This window comes from Anaerohalosphaeraceae bacterium (assembly GCA_037479115.1).
GTDB lineage: Bacteria > Planctomycetota > Phycisphaerae > Sedimentisphaerales > Anaerohalosphaeraceae > JAHDQI01.
In genome coordinates this window covers 59891-77946 of the sequence record JBBFLK010000009.1, presented here as the reverse complement: position 1 = coordinate 77946, position 18056 = coordinate 59891, and the positions used below count along the sequence as shown (strand labels likewise).

The following is an 18056-nucleotide window of genomic DNA, read 5'->3' as shown; positions in this document are numbered from 1 at the left end:
TTCGATGGATGTACGGATTCGGCGTGCGCTGATCAGTGTTTCGGACAGAAGCGGCCTGACGGACTTTGCGCAGGCCCTGGCGGGAATGGGGGTTGAGATTATCAGCACCGGCGGGACGGCGCGGACGCTTCAGGACGCGGGGATTCGGGTGATTCCGATTGATGCGGTGACGGGTTTTCCGGAGATGATGGACGGGCGCGTCAAGACGCTGCATCCGAAGATTCACGGGGCGCTGCTGGGGCTTCGGGACAAGGCCGACCATGCGGCGGCGATGAAGCAGCACGGCATTGAGCCGATTGATTTGGTCTGCGTGAATCTGTATCCGTTCGAGAAGACAACCGCCCGTCCGGACTGCACCCTCGAGGAGGCGATTGAGAATATCGACATCGGCGGGCCGAGTATGGTGCGTTCCGCCGCCAAGAATTATCGGTTCGTGACGATTGTGACCTCTCCGTCGCAGTACAGCCGCGTGCTGGAGGCGATGCGGGACAATCAGGGCGCGGTGCCGCTGACGCTGCGGGAGGAACTGGCGCGGGCGGCCTTTGCCCTGACGGCTTCCTACGATGCGGCGATTGCCCGGTATCTTTCCGCTCGGGCGGAGGATTTGTTCCCGGAGCGCATCTCCATTGCCGCCGTGCGGGCTCAGGAGCTGCGCTACGGCGAAAATCCCCACCAGCGCGGTGCGTTTTACCGCTTTGCGGACAGTCGGGAGGTGAGCATCGGTTCCGCTCGGCTGATGGAGGGCGACACCCCTATCAGCTTCAATAATCTGATGGATGCCAATGCGGCGTTTGAACTGGTCAAGGAGTTTGACGAGCCCGCCGCAGTCGTGGTCAAGCATATGAATCCCTGCGGCTGTGCGGTTGATGAGGATATCTGCAGGGCCTATGAAAAGGCCTATCTGGGCGATGTGGTCAGCGCTTTCGGCGGCATTATCGCTCTGAACCGTCCGGTGGATAAGGACCTGGCGACGGTGATTATGGAGTCGTATGACCGATTCGGAAAAGCCCGCGGGGCCGCCGGTTTCTTTGCCGAGGTGATTGCAGCGCCCGCTTACACGCCGGAGGCGCTGGAGATTATTCGAGGCCGCAAGGCCTGGGGCCAGCGAGTCCGTCTCCTCGAGACCGGGCCGATTGACCGGACGAAACGGGATGTGCGGGAATATGATGTGCGCTGTGTCGTCGGGGGGCTTTTGCTTCAGGAGCGGGATTTGGCCGGATGGGAACCGGAAAATCTGACTTTTCCGACCAAGGCCAAGCCGACCAAAGAACAGATGGAGGACTTGCGGATTGCCTGGCTGTGCGCCAAACACGTCAAGAGCAATACGATTACACTGGTCAAAGACCGGCGGCTGGTGGGGGTCGGCGCCGGACAAATGAACCGGGTGGAGTCCGGCTTTATTGCCATCAAGCACGCCGGAGAGAATGCCCGCGGTGCCGCGATGGGTTCGGATGCCTTTTTCCCGTTCCCGGACAATGTGGAAAATGCGGCTGCCGCGGGAATCGCCTGCATTATTCAGCCCGGCGGTTCCAAGAAAGATGATGAAGTCATCGCGGCGGCCGACAAGGCGGGGATTGCGATGGTGTTTGCAGGGAAACGGCATTTCAAACATTAAAATTTTTTTCACGAAGACATTTCTCATTGGTCCGAAACTTTATTGAAAGAGTAATATTTTGGGGGAATATACGCCTTCTGAAAGGTAGGTCTTTTTGATTTATTTTCATCTGGGATTCCTGTATAATGGTCTCTTCGTGGAAACGGAGAACCTGAATATTGGAAAATGTGAATAAGAAAAATCCTGAACAAGCGATTTCGGATGCGGAACTTCTCCAGCGGTATCGGCAGGGAGATGAGACAGCATTTGAAGAAATCGTAAATCGTTATAAGAACCCGCTTTACGCATTTCTGCGGCGTTTTGTCAACCGGCAGGATATCGTCGAGGATGTTTTTCAGGAGACTTTTCTGCAGCTGTATACGAGCCGGGACAGTTTTGATGCCGACCGCCCGCTGCGTCCGTGGCTGTTTACCATAGCGGCCAACAAGGCCAAGGATGCCCTGCGAAAAATCCAGCGTCAGTCCTCGATGAGCATGGGGACCCTGGCCGACGCGGGCGAACTGTCTCTGGACGAGGTGGTCAATATCCTTACATCTTATGAGACCACGCCGGAGGCCGAGATTTCCAAAGAAGAAACCGCCCGGCGAGTTCGACAGATTATATCGGAAATGCCGGAAAATCTGCGGGGAATTCTTATTTTAGCCTATTTTGAGCAATTTTCCTACAAACACATGGCCGAGATTTTAAGTATACCTATAGGGACGGTGAAAAGCCGGCTTCATACTGCGGTCGTCTATTTTATGAAAAAGTGGAAATCCGCCGAACGGAGCATAAAGCATTTATGAGTCATTTAACTCCCGAGCAGTTGCAGCTGGTCATGGATTTCTTTTTTCAGTGCGGCGACGAAGGAGAACTTGAAAGAGGCCGCATGCTGGTTGAAACGGATTCAGAAGCAGCGCGAGTTTATGCCTCTTTAAGTGTGACGTTTGGGTGTCTGGACTGCCTGGACGGCGAAGAATGCCCCGACGACCTGGCCCAATTGACCATCGCCCGGCTGAAGCTGGCGGCTCGTGTGCAGCAAAGTTCGCCCGTCAAGCGTCTCGATGAACTGCTTGAGGACGAAAGCCGCAAAACCCTTCCCATCGATTTTTCTTCTCCCTCATCTGTATCTGAATCCAAACCGCGTGTTCTGAAAATTGCGTTTGAAATTGCCGCGATGGCCGCCGCGGTGGTTTTAGTTTCCGGTCTTCTTCTGCCGGCGGTTTCGGCGATGCGGGATCACAGCCGGCAGGTGGCCTGTTCGGTGAATTTGGGACGGATCGGACGGGCGCTGTCGGCCTATGCGGATGACAATGACGGGCGGTTTGCCTCGGCGCAGCTGCAGCCGGGGCAGCCCTGGTGGATGGTCGGCGACCAGGGCGATCAGCCGCGCTCCAGCACACGCTTTGTCTGGCAGCTGGTTCGGCTGGGGTATGTGGGCGGCGAGAATTTTGTCTGTCCCGGTCATCGGGACGGCTGTGCGGTCCAGTACAACAGCGCTTCGATGTCCGGGCTGAAGGATTTTCCCTCCCCGCAGAATATCAGCTACAGTGTAATGCTCCGCTGCGGTCAGAACAAAACGGCTCAGAGCGGCCAGCGGCGCATCATTTTGAGTGATATGAATCCGGTTTTTGTGTCGTTCCGCAAGCGAACCAATTGTACGGCGCAGCGGGATGAGTATGAAAGAGTGCTGCTCAATGAGGACTTAAAGAAGCTGCTCAGCCCCAATCACAATCAAAGAGGCCAGAATGTTCTTTTCTGCGACGGCAGTGTGGAATTTCTGGCCTCGCGGTTTTATCAGGAGGACGATATTTTTACCGTTCGCGGCGTAGAGGCCTATACAGGCCGCGAAGTGCCCGCCGATGAGAAAGATATCTTTTTGGTTCCGTAATAAAAAAGGGCTTTATCGTGTGTTTCCGGTCGGCTTGTCTGAGGATTTCAGGCAAGCCGCTGCATTTTGCTGAAGTTTTTTCAGGCCGATTCGCTCCACGCAGGACTTTTTGAAAACCCGCTCAAAGTGGATAGAATCCCATTGAAGGATGTCCTCGGGCCGGAGGGCTGCGCGTTCCGGCGTAAAGCCCGGCGGAGTGGTTCGGCAGGGCGGGGCCTTCTGTTCATACGGACAGGCCAGCAGGCACTCGTCGCAGCCGAAAATCCAGCGACCTGTCTGGATATTGGGCGCATCGCTTGCATATTGAGTCAGAAAGCTGATGCATCGATTGGTCTGAAAGAAGCCGTCGGGGCGAAGAGCCCCGGCGGGACAGGCCTGCAGACAGCGGGTGCATCGACCGCAGCCGTCCATCGAAGCGGGCTTGTCCGGCGGCAGCGGCAGGGTGGTTACCAATTCTCCCAGCAGGATTTGACAGCCCAAGACCGGATGGATGAGCATGTGATTCTTCCCGATAAACCCCAGACCGGCCCGGGCTGCCAGGGCCCGTTCCGCCAGCGGGACGCTGTCGGTGCAGATTTTGTATGTCCAGCGGGTCCCTTTCGGCAGGCGGCTTTCGATAAAACAAGCCAGCTGCCGAAGCTGTTCTTTGAGAAACAGATGATAATCCTCGTATAAGGCAAAACGGGCGATTTGTGCACAACCCGGAGAGGAGGGGATTTCGGCGGGTTTGTAGTGAACAGCAACACAGATGACGGACTGAGCCCCTTCGAGAAGCTGGGCCGGAGCAAAACGCTTTTCGATGTGCCGCTGCATATAGTCCAGACCATCCGCACCGCCTTCGTCCAGCCAGCGGCGAAAACGGTCTATATGCACCGATTCCAGCGGCTCGGCGGTGGTGATGCCGACGGCATCAAAGCCCAGCTGAAGGGCATGTTTTTTGATGACTTCCGCCAGTTCCATAGGAGAAAGTATAATCGGATTGGAGAATCAGAACAATCAATGGCCGCAAACAAATCCTCGAAAGACGCCTTGCCAAAACCCTTCAAATCGGGTATAAGAAAGGTCTTAATTTTTCGGGATTTATAGCGATTCAAATGGGGTTAGCCCCGAAAGGGTTTTATGGAAAAAGCAGAAATCAAGTCGGCTTTGGAGGCCCTGGAGGCCCGAATACAGCAGATTCGGGACTGTCTTTGACATTCCCAACAAAATGACCCTTCGCAAGGAACTGGAAAGCCGGATGTCTCAGGTTGGGTTTTGGGACAATCCGGAAACCGCTCGTCAGGTTGTTTCCGAATTAAGTGCGGTCAAATCCGTCGTTGAACCCGTTCAGGAGGCCCAGCAGACCTTAAGCGACCTGCAGGAGCTGTTTGAGCTGGCCTGTGCGGAAAATGACGCCCAGACCCTGGCTTCGATTGAGCAGGACCTGGCCCGATTGTCCCGTCAATGCGACAAAATTGAGATTGCGGGGATGCTGAACGGTCCGGATGACGCCAAGAACTGTTTTTTCAGCATTCACGCCGGCGCCGGCGGCACGGAAAGCTGCGACTGGGCCAGTATGCTGCTGCGGATGTACACGCGGTATTTTGAACGGGCCGGATACACCTACAAAGAAATGGACATCACGCCGGGTGAAGAAGCGGGCATTCGTTCCATTACGCTGCTGGTGAGCGGGCCGTTTGCCTTCGGGAAGCTGTCCTGCGAGACGGGCGTTCACCGCCTGGTGCGCATCAGCCCGTTTGACGCCAACAGCCGGCGGCATACGAGTTTTGCCGCCGTGGATGTCATTCCGGAGCAGGATGAGGATTTTGAAATCGAAATCCGCGATGAGGATATTCGCGTGGATACCTATCGAGCAGGCGGAGCCGGCGGCCAGCACGTCAACAAAACCAGTTCCGCCGTTCGGATTACGCACCTGCCGACCGGCATAGTGGTCCAGTGCCAAAACGACCGAAGCCAGCACAAAAACCGCGCCGAAGCGATGCGGATGCTCAAGAGCCGGCTGTATATGCTCGAACAGCAGAAGCGCGATGCGGAGCTGGCCAAACTGTACAGCAGCAAGGGGCAAATCGCCTGGGGCAACCAGATTCGCAGCTATGTCCTTCAGCCCTATCAGCTGGTCAAAGACCATCGGACGGATTACCAGACCGGCAATGTGCAGGCCGTTCTGGACGGCGAGATTGAGGAGTTTATCGACAGCATGCTGCGGCATCGGATGCAGAACAAGCAGCAGACCGCCAAGGCCGCATCCCGATAAGCAGAACAGGAATACTGGAGAAGAAAGCAGCGATGAAAAAAGCCATAGACACGGCGGTGGTATGCCGACAAGCAGATCCGCTTCAGATTCGCACGGATGTATTGGCGGTGGGGGTTTTCGAAAAAGAACCGCTGGGCGGCTGGGCCCAGCGGGTTGACCGGCGGCTCAAAGGGCAAATCAGCCGGCTGCTGGAGCTGAAAGACTTCAAAGGCAAGCCGCAGACGACGGCCCTTTTGTACACCCGCGGACAGCTCGGTGCAGAACGGGTGCTTCTGGTCGGACTGGGGGAGAAGAAGAAAGCCAATGCGGATGTGCTTCGCAAAGCGGCAGCTCTGGCGGCTTCGACGGCGGTGGATTTGAAGGTTTCTTCGCTGGCGGCGGCAGTGGACTGGAGCGATTGGGCGGGCCATACGCCGCAGGAGCTGGCTCAGGCCTTTGCCGAAGGGATTCATTTTGGCGCCTATCGCTATATCGAATACCGCAGTCCGGAGCCGTCGGAACCGCCGGTTTTTTCTCTGCAGGCGGTTTTGGCCGAACCGGATGACAAACGCCTGCGCGCGCTGCAGCAGGGCATCCGTGTCGGCGGCATATTGGGAAAGGCCCAGAACTATGCCCGGACCATTGCCAATCGTCCGGCCAATGTGATGACGCCGGCGGCCCTGGCGGCCGAGGCGCAGAAATTGGCCCGCAAAACCCCCGGACTTCGATGCACCGTGCTGGATGAAAAGAAACTGGCTGCGGAGAAAATGGGCGGCATTCTGGCCGTAGGAAAGGGCTCGGCCAATCCGCCGCGACTGGTTGTTCTGCGGTACAGCCCGCCGGTGGCCTCTTCCAAAGCCGCACCGCTGGCCTTTGTCGGCAAGGCGATTACCTTTGACAGCGGCGGCGTCAGCTTAAAACCCAGCGAGGGGCTGCACGATATGAAGTTTGACAAGTCCGGCGGGGCGGCTGTGCTGGCGGCAATGAGCGCTGTGGCCGCTCTCAAACCGCGGCGCGTTATTTACGGCATCATTCCGGCCGCCGAAAATCTGCCCAGCGGAACCAGCTATCGGCCCGGCGACATTGTGACCACCTACAGCGGCAAGACCGTCGAGATTCAGAATACCGATGCGGAAGGGCGGATGCTCTTGTGCGATGCCATCGCCTATGCGGTGAAGCTGGGCTGCAATCCGATTGTGGATGTGGCCACACTCACCGGCGCCTGCGTGGTGGCCCTCGGGACCAAACGCGCCGGCCTGATGGGCAATGACCCCAAACTGCTGGAGGCAATTCAGAAGGCCTCCGAGAAGACCGGCGAGCGTGTTTGGCGGCTTCCGTGCGATGACGAATACGTCGAAGCGATGAAAAGTCAGGTTGCGGATTTGAAAAATGTCGGCGGCAAGTGGGGCGGCGCCTGCACGGCGGCGGCGTTTTTGAGCCAGTTCGTCGGCAAGGCCCGCTGGGCGCATCTGGATATTGCCGGAGTGGGTGTCTGGGGAGCTGGTGAGAAAGACACGCCCGGCTCCATCGGATTCGGTGTGCGGCTGCTGACGACGTTTGCTGTCTCTCTGTAACGATTGAAAAAACACAAGGGAGGTCGGTATGGCTGTACTGACGGGGCTGCGGCTCCGGAGGCAGAAGGCGACAAGTCCGTCCGTTCCCGCCGGGACATCGGAAAACTCCCTCCGTTTTTCTGCCGGTTTTCGGGAAGAAATCCTGCTGTATGTTCTGGCGGCCGCCGTCGGGCTGCTCACCGGGGCGGCGGCGGTGTTGTTTGACAAAATGGTGCTTGCAGTGGACGGATTTTTCTACGGCACGGGCAGCTGGCAGGGTTTGTATCGGGGACATCTGCTGCTGCTGTTTCTGCTGCCGATGGCCGGGTTTTTCGGCGTGGGTCTGATTGCGCGTTTTTATTCACGCGAAGCGGTCGGCCACGGCGTGCCGGAGGTGATGGATGCCATCGTCCGGCGGGACTGCCGAATCAAGTTTCATGTGGCCCTGGCCCGGATGCTCACCTGTGCCCTGACGGTCGGCAGCGGCGGAGCCGTTGGAATGGAAGGGCCGATTATTCAAATCGGAGCCGCTATTGCCTCCTCAACCGGTACCTTTTTTCGGCTGATGCGGCATCATATGCCGGTTCTGCTCGGCTGCGGAGCGGCCGGCGGGATGGCCGCCATTTTCAATGCCCCCATCGCCGGAGTGCTCTTTGCGATTGAGGTGCTTTTGAAAGACATCAACTACCGAACCCTCTCTCCCATCCTGATTGCTTCGGTGCTCAGCAGCATGACGGCTTCGATGCTGCTGGGCAAAAAGGAAACCATCTTTCCGCTCAGTGACCTGGCGGCATACAGTTTTCACAGCATTGAATTGGGCAATTATATCCTGCTGGGGCTGCTGTGTGCGGGCACGGCGATTGTGTTTACGCATACTTTGTACGCCGTGGAGGTTTTTTTTGAGCGGCTTCGAGTCAGCGAAATCGTCCGGCCGGTCATTGGGGCGGTCGGACTGGGGCTGGTGGGGCTGCTGACGGTCTGGCTGGTTCGGCCTTCGCTGCGGGGCGAGCCGATTGTCTTCGGGAGCGGGTATTCCTTTATCGGTTTGTGCATCGGAAGCCGCTCGGCACAGGGCGTTTCCGGGTTTGAGCTGAGCATCGGAATGCTGTTTATTCTGATAGCGGCCAAGATTATCGCCACGTCGATGACGCTGGGGTCGGGAGGGTCAGGAGGCATTTTTGCTCCCTCTTTTTTTCTGGGTGCGAGCCTCGGATACGGATTCGGCCTGCTTTTGCAGCGGACTGAACTGTTTGCGCAGGTCAGTCCGGCGACCTACAGTCTGGTTGGTATGGCTTCCGTCGCGGCGGCTACGACCCATGCCCCAATGGCCAGCATCGTCATGCTCTTTGAGATGACCCACAATTACACGATTATTCTGCCGGTGATGTTTTCCTGCACCCTGTCGCTGCTGTTCAGCGAAATCGTCTGCCGAAAATCGTTTGCCGCCTCGCGGGTACATCGAATGGGGATTCGGTTCGGGGTCTATGCCCGCACGGCTCTGCTGCGGCGATTTACAGTCCGGGATATAATGAAACCCGGAGCGATTGTCGTGCCCGGTTCAATGCCCCTGCAGGAAATCATCCAGAAAACGGCTGATGAGGAGGTCTCGGATTTCGTTGTTGTGGATAAACAGGGTCGATACAGAGGGCTTTTGTGTGAAAAAGACCTCCGCAATACGCTGATGCATCCGGAGGCAATTCCGCTGATGGTCGGGGATGAACTGGCCCGGCGGGAAGCGCCGGTGGTCTCGCCGGAGGACACGCTCGATAAGGTTCTGGAGCTGTTCTCTCATTTGGATGTGAACAGTTTGGCGGTAGCCGATGATGAAAACAAGACCCATTTTGTCGGAATGGTCCTGCGCTCTGAGGTCCTTCGCCGGTATATGGACCTTCTGCAGGAAGTAGCTTAAACGGCGGATACCTCTTTCCAGAGGCGGGGTTTTTCAGTACAATTACTCGTTTCTGTCTCAGAAATGGTTTCAAATGGATGAATTTGGTCAATGAAATTGGTACACAATGAAATCCTGCGAACAATCCGAATGGGACTCAAGAGCGGACTGCTGCTGTTGATTTTGGGGTGGGCGGGCTGTCGGTGCGGGTGTGCGGCTCGACAGCAGACGCCGCCGGATGCTCCTGTTCAGACGCACTTAACCGTGGAGGTGCAAAATACATATGGGCGAAGCTTCTAAGAAGATTTCGAACCCGAGCCCTGAGGGAGTTGTGGATACGGAACGGATTGAAAAGGCCGTGCGGGAGATTCTGCTGGCGGTGGGAGAGGACCCGGAGCGGGAGGGCCTGAAGGCCACACCGCAGCGGGTTGCCCGAATGTATGCGGAGCTGCTGGCCGGAATGAAGCAGGATCCGGCGGAGCATCTCAAAAGCATCTTTCATGAAAAGTATGATGAAATCGTGCTCCTGCGGGAGATTCCTTTCTACAGTATCTGCGAACACCATTTGATGCCGTTTATCGGGAAGGCCCATGTAGCGTATCTGCCGGCCGGGCGGGTGCTGGGGGTCAGCAAACTGGCTCGCATCGTGGACACCTTCGCCCGTCGGCTTCAGGTGCAGGAACGGCTGACAGACCAGATTGCCGATTTCCTGATGAAAAGTCTTGAACCCATCGGTGTAGCGGTGGTTCTGGAGGCCAGTCACAGCTGCATGACCATCCGCGGCATCCAGAAGCCCGGTGCGGTCATGGTAACCAGCTCCCTTCGCGGCATTTTCAAGCGAGACCCGCGAAGCCGGGCCGAAGTGCTCACCTTGATGCATTCCAATCGAACATGACCCTATGCATACACTCTGTCGGCAAGTGCGTTTTTCCGTCAATCCGTTTGGACCGGCCTCTGAAACGGGGTTTAACTCGTATGCATCCAAACCCTGCGGGGACGGTTTGGCGGTGTATCTGGCGCTGACGGCGGCCCTGCGGGGTCCGGTCGAGAACCAGACCGGTTTTGTTGTGAATGTCTCAGAAATCGATAAAGCCGTGCGGCAATATGCTGTTCCGCTGTTTGAACAGCGGATTCGCCGCCGCTTTCTGCAGGGTCGGGGGCTGACTCTGAACGAGTTATTCGTCTGTCTTGCAGACAGCGTGCGGGCTTTGCAGTCCGTTTTTGGAACAGTTCGAGTGAGCCGGCTGGATTTGGCCTTGAATCCTTTTCGGATTCTTTCCCTCCGAACGGAGAAAAACCCTATGCGTTTTTACAGTGAACGGTTTGAGTTTGCGGCCATGCATCGGCTTTGGAACGATGAATTCAGCCCGGAAGAGAATGCCCGTCGTTTCGGCAAATGTGCCAACCCGGCCGGCCACGGACATAATTACATCATCGAAGTTTCGATACAAATTCCGGATGAGCAGGAGCCGCACGGCTGGATTGCTGGTTTTCAGAAGGTTGTGGAAGAGCATTTTCTTTCGATTGTGGACCACAAAAATCTGAATGCGGATGTGCCTCATTTCTCTAATGTGAATCCAACGGTTGAAAACATTGCTTCGTATGCCTGGCAATGTTTAAAGGGGAAGTTTGGGGGAAATAGATTGTTTCAGATTACGGTCTGGGAAAACGACAGGACCTCTTGTACAGTTCAGGAGGAATAGAAAAAAAACATGCAGATTTTTAGGACGTTTTTAACTCGATGTTTATGATAGACCGATATTTATATTATCTTTCTGTTGAAAGAAAATCCGGGTTTTCCGCCGCAGCTTTGAGGGCGGCTGGACGGGTTTTTTAGAATCACAACATGTTTAATATCAAGGATTTAAGTCCTAACGGCGTGCGGACTGCAGCCGACGGGGACGGAGTGTAAATTCAAGACGTTTTCGACAGGCGAAAATGCTGTAATTTACTGTTTTACTTAGACTTAATGATATGAAGGTTTCCGTAGTCGGTGTTGGATATGTGGGACTGGTAGCGGCGGCCTGCCTGGCGGAAGGCGGAAACCATGTCATTTGTATAGACAATGACAGGAAAAAGATAGACAATCTCAAAAAAGGGCTCATTCCGATTTATGAACCCGGGCTGGAGGAGATTGTCAGGCGAAATGAAAAAAGCGGGCGGTTAACTTTTACGACCGATTTGAAAGAGGGGGTTGAGCAGTCGCTGATTTTGATTCTGGGAGTGGGCACCCCCAGTGCTCCGGATGGTTCGGCGGACATCTCCGCTGTGCTCTCAGCAGCCGAAGAAATTGCCCGCTGGATGAAGGAGTACCGGATTATTGTAGTCAAGAGTACCGTGCCGGTCGGCACCCACAAGATTGTCAGTGAGCTGATTGCCTCCAAAACGCAGGTGCCTTTTGATTATGTGAGCAACCCGGAGTTCCTGAAGGAAGGTTCCGCCGTCGAGGATTTTCTCAAACCCGACCGTGTCATTATCGGCACAACCAACCCGGCCGTGATGGAGTTGATGAAGCATTTGTACGCTCCCTTTATGCGAAAGAGCAGCCGGATTTTCTTTATGGACCCGGCCAGTGCGGAGATGACCAAGTATGCCGCCAATGTGATGCTGGCTGCTCGGATTTCCTTTATGAATGAACTGAGCGCCTTGTGTGAAGAATATGGGGCGGATATTGAGCAGGTGCGGGCGGGTATCGGCAGCGACAGCCGAATCGGTCCGTCGTTTTTGTTTCCGGGGGTGGGTTTCGGCGGCAGCTGTTTTCCCAAAGATGTTCGCGCCCTGATTTATATGGGCCGCCAAAAAGGGGTGCCGATGACGATTGCTGAGGCCGTTCAGCAGGTCAATCTCCGACAGCAGCAGCGGTTTGCCGACAAAGTGCTCCGGTATTATCAGGGGCGGAGGGATGTTCGACTGGGGGTCTGGGGATTGTCGTTCAAGGCGCGTACGGATGATACGCGGGAGTCGCCGGCGGTTTTCTGCATTCAGCGGTTTTTGGAAGCGGGCGTGCAGGTTGCCGCCTATGACCCGGAGGCGGTTTGTCCGGAACTGGACGGCCGGATTCAGCGGATGGAAAATGCCTATGATGTGCTGGACGGGGCGGACGGGCTGGTGATTTTTACGGACTGGCAGGAATTCCGAACGCCGGATTTTGACCAGATTGCACGTCGGCTTAGAAAACCGGTAATTTTCGACGGACGCAATCTTTACAGTCCCTCGTTTGTTCAGAAACAGGGAATTGAATATTACAGCATCGGCCGTTCTGTCGTGCGGCAGGTGCCGGAGGGAAGATGAGAATCCTTGTAACGGGGGCGGCCGGGTTTATCGGGTCGCATTTGTGCGAACGTCTGACGGCAGAGGGCCATTTTGTAGTCGGCGTGGACAATTTCGACCCGTTTTATGACCCGGCGGTCAAACGAAGAAATCTGACCGAGCTGCTCAAATCCAGCCGCTTTGTGCTGAAAGAAGGCGACATTCGAGATGCGGCCTTTCTGGAAGCGGCCGCAGAGGGTTCAGATGCCGTGGTGCATCTGGCGGCCAAAGCGGGTGTGCGGCCCTCTATTGAAGACCCGCTCGGCTATGCCGATGTGAATGTGCGGGGCACGGCGGCCGTGCTCGAGGCGGCCCGGAAAAACAAGATTCGCACGCTTTTGTTTGCATCCAGTTCAAGTGTGTACGGCAACAGCAGCCGAATTCCTTTTTCCGAAGACGACCCGGTCAATGAACCGGTTTCTCCGTATGCCGCCACCAAGAAGGCCGGGGAAATGCTGTGCCGAACCTATCATCACTTATACGGAATGCATATCTTCTGTCTTCGGTTCTTTACGGTGTACGGTCCGCGGCAGCGTCCGGACCTGGCGATTCACAAGTTTGCCCGGCTGATTGAGGCCGGCAGACCGATTCCGATTTACGGCGACGGCTCTGCTGAGCGCGATTTTACGTATATTGACGACATTATTGATGGAACGGTTTCAGCGCTGAAGGCCTGCCGCGGTTTTGCCGTTTACAATCTGGGGGAATCCTGCCCGATTCGGCTGGATAATCTGATTGCAGCGCTGGAGGAGGTTATGAACAAGCGGGCCCAGCGGCGGTTTCTGCCTCCGCAGCCGGGCGATGTCATTCGCACGTGTGCCGATATCCGAAAGGCCGCCGAGGACCTGGGCTATTGTCCCAAAACATCCCTTAAAGAAGGGTTAGCCCGTTTTGTTCAGTGGATGCGCAGGGAGGCCGTATGAAAAAGAAAAAGGCGCTCATTACCGGGATTACCGGGCAGGACGGCTCGTATCTGACGGAGCTGCTTCTGGAAAAGGGCTATGAGGTGTACGGCATCGTGCGGCGCAGCTCCACCTTCAGCACCGAGCGCATCGACCATCTGTATCGCGACCCGCATGAGCAGCCGCCGCTGAGACTGATTTACGGCGACCTGACGGACGGCGGCAGTCTGTCGTCTATTCTCAATGAGATTCAGCCCGATGAGGTGTACAATCTGGGGGCCCAAAGTCATGTTCGGGTCAGTTTTGACCAGCCGATTTACACAGTCAACGTCGATGCCCTCGGGACGCTTCGGCTTCTGGAGGCGCTGCGGATGATGAAAAAGCCCCCGCGGTTCTATCAGGCCTCCAGCAGCGAGATGTACGGCAAGGTGTCCGAAATCCCCCAGACGGAAAAGACACCGTTTTATCCTCGAAGCCCCTATGCCTGTGCCAAGGTGTACGCTTTTTGGCAGACGGTCAATTATCGGGAGGCCTACGGGCTGTTTGCCTGCAACGGGATTCTCTTTAACCACGAATCGCCGCGCCGGGGCGAAACGTTTGTGACCCGCAAAATCACGCGGGCGGCCGGACGAATCAAAATGGGGCTTCAGAGCAAACTGTATCTGGGCAATCTGGAGGCCAAACGAGACTGGGGATATGCCGGCGACTATGTCGAGGCGATGTGGCGGATGCTTCAGCAGGACCAGCCGGATGATTACGTGGTGGCCACGGGCGAATCGCACTCCGTCCGCGAATTTCTGGATGAAGTCTTCGGTTATCTCGATCTGGACTGGCGTGAGTATGTTGAAATTGACCCTCGGTATTTTCGCCCGACGGAGGTGGATGTGCTGCAGGGCGACGCCTCCAAGGCCCGAACCAAACTCGGCTGGGAACCGAAGGTGACCTTCCGACAGCTGGCCCGGATGATGACGGAGGCGGACTTGAAGCTGGCGGAAGAAGAAAAGGTGCTCAAAGACCACAAAAACAATCGGCGATGAGCGGATTTTTTGAAAACAAGCGGGTGGTTGTGACCGGCGGGGCGGGCTTTCTGGGCCGCTATGTCGTGCAGGGCCTTCAGCAGCGGGGCTGCCGAGAGGTCCTTGTGCCGCGAAGCGCTCAGTACAATCTGGTGCGGATGGACGATGTGGTGCGGATGTTTGAGCAGATGAAGCCGGATATGGTGATTCATCTGGCGGCGGTGGTCGGCGGCATCGGAGCCAACCGCAGGCACCCCGGGCGGTTCTTTTATGAAAATCTGATGATGGGGGTGCAGCTGATGGAACAGGCCCGGCTGCACGACGTGGAAAAGTTCGTCGCCGTCGGGACGATTTGCGCTTATCCGAAGTTTACGCCTGTGCCGTTTAAAGAAGAGGATTTGTGGAACGGCTATCCGGAGGAGACCAACGCCCCTTACGGCCTGGCCAAAAAGATGCTTCTGGTGCAGTCGCAGGCCTATCGGCAGGAGTACGGTTTTCATTCGATTTATCTGCTGCCGGTCAATCTGTACGGCCCCGGCGATAATTTCGACCCGGAAACCAGCCATGTGATTCCGGCCCTGATTAAAAAATGTGTGGATGCTGTCGAGGAAGGCCGGGATTGGATTGAGTGCTGGGGAACCGGAACTGTTTCGCGGGAGTTTCTTCATGCGGCGGATGCCGCCGAGGGCATCCTGCTGGCGACGGAATACTATGACAAGCCCGACCCTGTGAATCTGGGCACCGGACAGGAAATCACCATTCGGGCTCTGGCGGAGATGATTGCCGAGCTGACGGGGTTTGACGGACAAATCCGATGGGATGTTTCCAGGCCCGACGGTCAGCCCCGCCGCTGTCTGGATACGAGCCGGGCCGAAAAGGAATTCGGCTTCCGTGCCCGCACGGACCTGCGGACCGGCCTGAAGGCGACGATTGACTGGTATCGAATACACAAAACGGCCCCCAAATCCGGGGATTTCAACGACTTATTTTGAAGCTTGAGGTGAACATGCAGGTTCCTTTGCTGGATTTAAAAGCCCAGTACCGCACAATTCGCCAGCAGGTGCTGGCTCAGATTAATGAAGTGCTCGATTCGCAGGTCTGTATCGGCGGCCCGAAGGTAGAGCAGCTCGAAAAAGAGATTGCTCAGCTGTGCGGCTGCCGATATGCCGTAGGGGTTTCCAGCGGCACGGATGCCATCTTAAACAGTCTGATGAGTCTGGAAATCGGTCCGGGGGATGAGGTTATCACCACTCCCTTTACCTTTTTTGCAACGGCCGGCTGCATCGCCCGGGTCGGCGCCAAGCCCGTTTTTGTCGATATTGACCCGGTTACCTTCAACATCAATCCGGCCTTGATTGAGCGGGCGATTACCTCCCGCACCAAAGCCGTTATGCCGGTGCATCTCTTTGGGCAGATGGCGGATATGGACCCGATTCTGCAGATTGCCGAGCGGCACCGGCTGGCGGTGATTGAAGATGCGGCTCAGGCGATTTCCGCAACCTACAAAGGACGGCGGGCGGGCAGTCTCGGCACCTGCGGCTGCTTTTCCTTCTTTCCGAGCAAGAATCTGGGCGGCATCGGCGACGGCGGGATGGTTGTCACCAACGACGAGGCCCTGTACCAGCGTCTGATGATTCTGCGCAATCACGGCAGCCAGCCCAAATATTATCACAAATACGTCGGCGGCAATTTCCGGCTGGACCCGATTCAGGCGGCGGCCCTGCTGGTCAAACTGCCGTATCTGAACCAGTGGTCGCAGGCCCGGCGGATGAATGCGGCGTATTACACCAAACGTTTCCAAGGGAGCCCCGTCCGCACACCGGTTATTTCAGAGGATTGTGTTTCCATTTTCAATCAGTATGTCATCCGGGTGCCGCGGCGGGATGAGCTGGTTGCTTATCTGAAGGAAAAGCAGATCGGCTGCGAGATTTATTATCCGGTGCCGCTGCATCTGCAGGAATGCTTTGCCTATCTGGGCGGCCGTGAGGGGGACTGCCCCGAGGCCGAAAAGGCCGCCAAAGAGGTCCTGGCCCTGCCGATTTATCCGGAACTGACAGATGAGATGAAAGAATATGTTGTCCAGACTATTCTTGCGTTTTACAGCTGAAATTTCTTCCGCAGGGTGTGTAATGCCCCGGTGATTTGCTGAAGCTGTTGCTTGGTTGCTCACGAAGGGCTTTTAGGAAGGATTTCAAAAGAAAGGAGGTCGTGATGAAGCGGTTTTGGATGGCGGTGGTAGGGGTAGGAATGTTGGCAGTATCGGCAGCAGCGGATTTGACAAGGTTTCCTTTGTGTACGGCCGGCGGAGTTCAGGATTATCCGGCGATTGACGGACCGGTGGTTGTCTGGCAGGACGAACGCAGCGGGATGCTGAACATGGATATTTACGGCTTCCATTTTTCTGAGCCGAATGAGCTGGTGATTTGTACGGCTCTTCAGGAGCAGTCGGCGCCCTCCGTCAGCGGTCCGATTGTCGTCTGGCAGGATATGCGCAGCGGCAATTATGACATTTACGGTTTTGATTTGCGGACTCGTCAGGAGTTTGCGATTTGCACAAACAGTGCCGCTCAAATGAATCCCCGCGTGAGCGGTTCGATTGTGGTCTGGCAGGACTATCGAGCCGGCAATTGGGATGTGTACGGATACAATCTGGAAACCGGCGAGGAGTTTGTGATTTCCAACGGTTCGGCGTTTGAAGGGTATCCGGCGATTGACGGACCGTGGGTAGTTTGGGTGGACCTGCGCAACAGCGGCAACTGGGATATTTATGCCAAAAATCTTCAGACCGGCCAGGAGACGGCCGTCTGTACGCAGTCTGCACTTCAATTTCGTCCCTCCGTCAGCGGGGGGCTTGTTGTCTGGCAGGATGAGCGAAACAAGAATGAAACCGGTGTGGATTTGTATGCCCGCCGGCTTCCGGATGGACCGGAATTCGCCGTTTGTCAGGCGGCCGGTGACCAGATTCTGCCGGTTATTCAGGGTTCGATGGTTGTCTGGGAGGACTATCGAAACGGCTCTGCCAATTCGGATATCTATGCCTGCAATCTGGCGACCGGGGCTTTTCTGGAGGTGGATACGCGGTCGGGTCCACAGCTGCGCCCCGTCGTCTGGGGCAGCCGGATAATCTGGCGAAGCGGAGATGACCTTTTTTATGCTGATGTGCCGGTGCCGACGGTTCTGACGATTCTTTCTCCAAACGGCGGGGAGATGTTTTTGGCAGGCACAGAAGTCCCTATCCGCTGGCAGACCGAAGGGCCTTCGCCGGACTATATCAAGATTGTCTATTCGACGGATAATGGAAACACCTGGAATCTGATTACTCCCGGCGTTCCCAATACGGGCGATTTCCTTTGGAAACCCCTGCCGGATGCGGATTCGACGGAATGCTGGATTCGCATCAGTGATTCGGCTGACCCGTTGAAAACGGATATGAGCGATGCGGCGTTTACCATTTTTCAGTGTGAAAGGGCACTGACGGCGGATTTGGATGGAGACTGCTTTGTAGGTCTGTCTGATTTCTCCGTGCTGGCGAGCCAATGGCTCCGCTGCGGCAATCCGTATGACCCGCAGTGGTGTTTGAATCATTTTTAAGGCAGAGGAAATGTGAAAACCTTTCAGGACCGAAAGCGGTCAATCCGATTTGAAAAAACAATAGACCGTTGGTTATAGG

The 18056-nt window shown here is 56.1% G+C and carries 16 protein-coding genes; 15 read left to right on the top strand and 1 reads right to left on the bottom strand.

Features of this window, described 5'->3' with window-relative positions; translation table 11 throughout:
• Positions 1-4 precede the first annotated feature (4 nt).
• From purH to WHS88_06180, 3 genes are all read left to right on the top strand, one after another.
• A complete protein-coding gene (gene purH, locus WHS88_06190) occupies positions 5-1615 on the top strand; it encodes a bifunctional phosphoribosylaminoimidazolecarboxamide formyltransferase/IMP cyclohydrolase (GenBank protein ID MEJ5259762.1) in 1611 nt (536 codons plus the stop codon).
• A gap of 167 nt (positions 1616-1782) precedes the next feature.
• Entirely contained in the window at positions 1783-2400 is a 618-nt protein-coding gene (locus WHS88_06185; protein MEJ5259761.1) for a sigma-70 family RNA polymerase sigma factor, read from the top strand.
• Positions 2397-3485 (top strand): hypothetical protein, encoded by a 1089-nt coding sequence (locus tag WHS88_06180; protein MEJ5259760.1) that lies wholly within the window; start codon positions 2397-2399, stop codon positions 3483-3485. The genes WHS88_06185 and WHS88_06180 overlap by 4 nt, the downstream gene beginning before the upstream one ends.
• 12 nt (positions 3486-3497) lie before the next feature.
• On the opposite strand, the gene queG is transcribed toward WHS88_06180, so the two are convergent.
• On the bottom strand, positions 3498-4445 hold the full coding sequence (gene queG, locus WHS88_06175; GenBank protein ID MEJ5259759.1) for a tRNA epoxyqueuosine(34) reductase QueG: 948 nt from the start codon (positions 4443-4445) through the stop codon (positions 3498-3500).
• Between the two features lie 159 nt (positions 4446-4604).
• Here queG and prfB point away from each other — a divergent pair.
• The 12 genes from prfB to WHS88_06115 all read left to right on the top strand — a co-directional run bounded on the left by prfB (position 4605) and on the right by WHS88_06115 (position 17977).
• A protein-coding gene (gene prfB, locus WHS88_06170) for a peptide chain release factor 2 (GenBank protein ID MEJ5259758.1) occupies positions 4605-5739 on the top strand; the annotation gives its coding sequence in 2 pieces (ribosomal slippage) (positions 4605-4670 and positions 4672-5739; 1134 coding nt in all).
• A gap of 32 nt (positions 5740-5771) precedes the next feature.
• Positions 5772-7292, top strand: a complete 1521-nt coding sequence (locus WHS88_06165; GenBank protein ID MEJ5259757.1) for a leucyl aminopeptidase — start codon at positions 5772-5774, stop codon at positions 7290-7292.
• 28 nt (positions 7293-7320) lie between these two features.
• Positions 7321-9180, top strand: coding sequence for a chloride channel protein (locus tag WHS88_06160; GenBank protein MEJ5259756.1), 1860 nt, complete (start codon positions 7321-7323; stop codon positions 9178-9180).
• 90 nt (positions 9181-9270) lie between these two features.
• The gene (locus tag WHS88_06155; GenBank protein MEJ5259755.1) at positions 9271-9459 is read left to right on the top strand and encodes a hypothetical protein; all 189 of its coding nucleotides are present in this window, start codon (positions 9271-9273) and stop codon (positions 9457-9459) included.
• Entirely contained in the window at positions 9443-10054 is a 612-nt protein-coding gene (gene folE, locus WHS88_06150) for a GTP cyclohydrolase I FolE (protein ID MEJ5259754.1), read from the top strand. The genes WHS88_06155 and folE overlap by 17 nt, the downstream gene beginning before the upstream one ends.
• Positions 10055-10058: 4 nt before the next feature.
• Positions 10059-10862, top strand: a complete 804-nt coding sequence (locus WHS88_06145) for a 6-carboxytetrahydropterin synthase (GenBank protein ID MEJ5259753.1) — start codon at positions 10059-10061, stop codon at positions 10860-10862.
• A gap of 271 nt (positions 10863-11133) precedes the next feature.
• Positions 11134-12450 carry a UDP-glucose/GDP-mannose dehydrogenase family protein gene (locus tag WHS88_06140; GenBank protein ID MEJ5259752.1) on the top strand — a complete coding sequence of 439 codons (1317 nt, stop codon included), beginning with the start codon at positions 11134-11136 and terminating at the stop codon, positions 12448-12450.
• Positions 12447-13391 (top strand): NAD-dependent epimerase/dehydratase family protein, encoded by a 945-nt coding sequence (locus tag WHS88_06135; GenBank protein MEJ5259751.1) that lies wholly within the window; start codon positions 12447-12449, stop codon positions 13389-13391. The genes WHS88_06140 and WHS88_06135 overlap by 4 nt, the downstream gene beginning before the upstream one ends.
• Positions 13388-14407: a GDP-mannose 4,6-dehydratase gene (gene gmd, locus WHS88_06130; GenBank protein MEJ5259750.1), complete on the top strand. Its 1020-nt coding sequence runs from the start codon at positions 13388-13390 to the stop codon at positions 14405-14407. The genes WHS88_06135 and gmd overlap by 4 nt, the downstream gene beginning before the upstream one ends.
• On the top strand, positions 14404-15378 hold the full coding sequence (locus tag WHS88_06125; protein ID MEJ5259749.1) for a GDP-L-fucose synthase: 975 nt from the start codon (positions 14404-14406) through the stop codon (positions 15376-15378). Before gmd ends, WHS88_06125 begins: the two co-directional genes overlap by 4 nt.
• Complete coding sequence (locus WHS88_06120; GenBank protein ID MEJ5259748.1) at positions 15375-16493, top strand: DegT/DnrJ/EryC1/StrS family aminotransferase; 1119 nt, start codon at positions 15375-15377, stop codon at positions 16491-16493. The genes WHS88_06125 and WHS88_06120 overlap by 4 nt, the downstream gene beginning before the upstream one ends.
• Before the next feature lie 104 nt (positions 16494-16597).
• Positions 16598-17977: a hypothetical protein gene (locus WHS88_06115; protein MEJ5259747.1), complete on the top strand. Its 1380-nt coding sequence runs from the start codon at positions 16598-16600 to the stop codon at positions 17975-17977.
• The last annotated feature ends 79 nt before the right edge of the window (positions 17978-18056 follow it).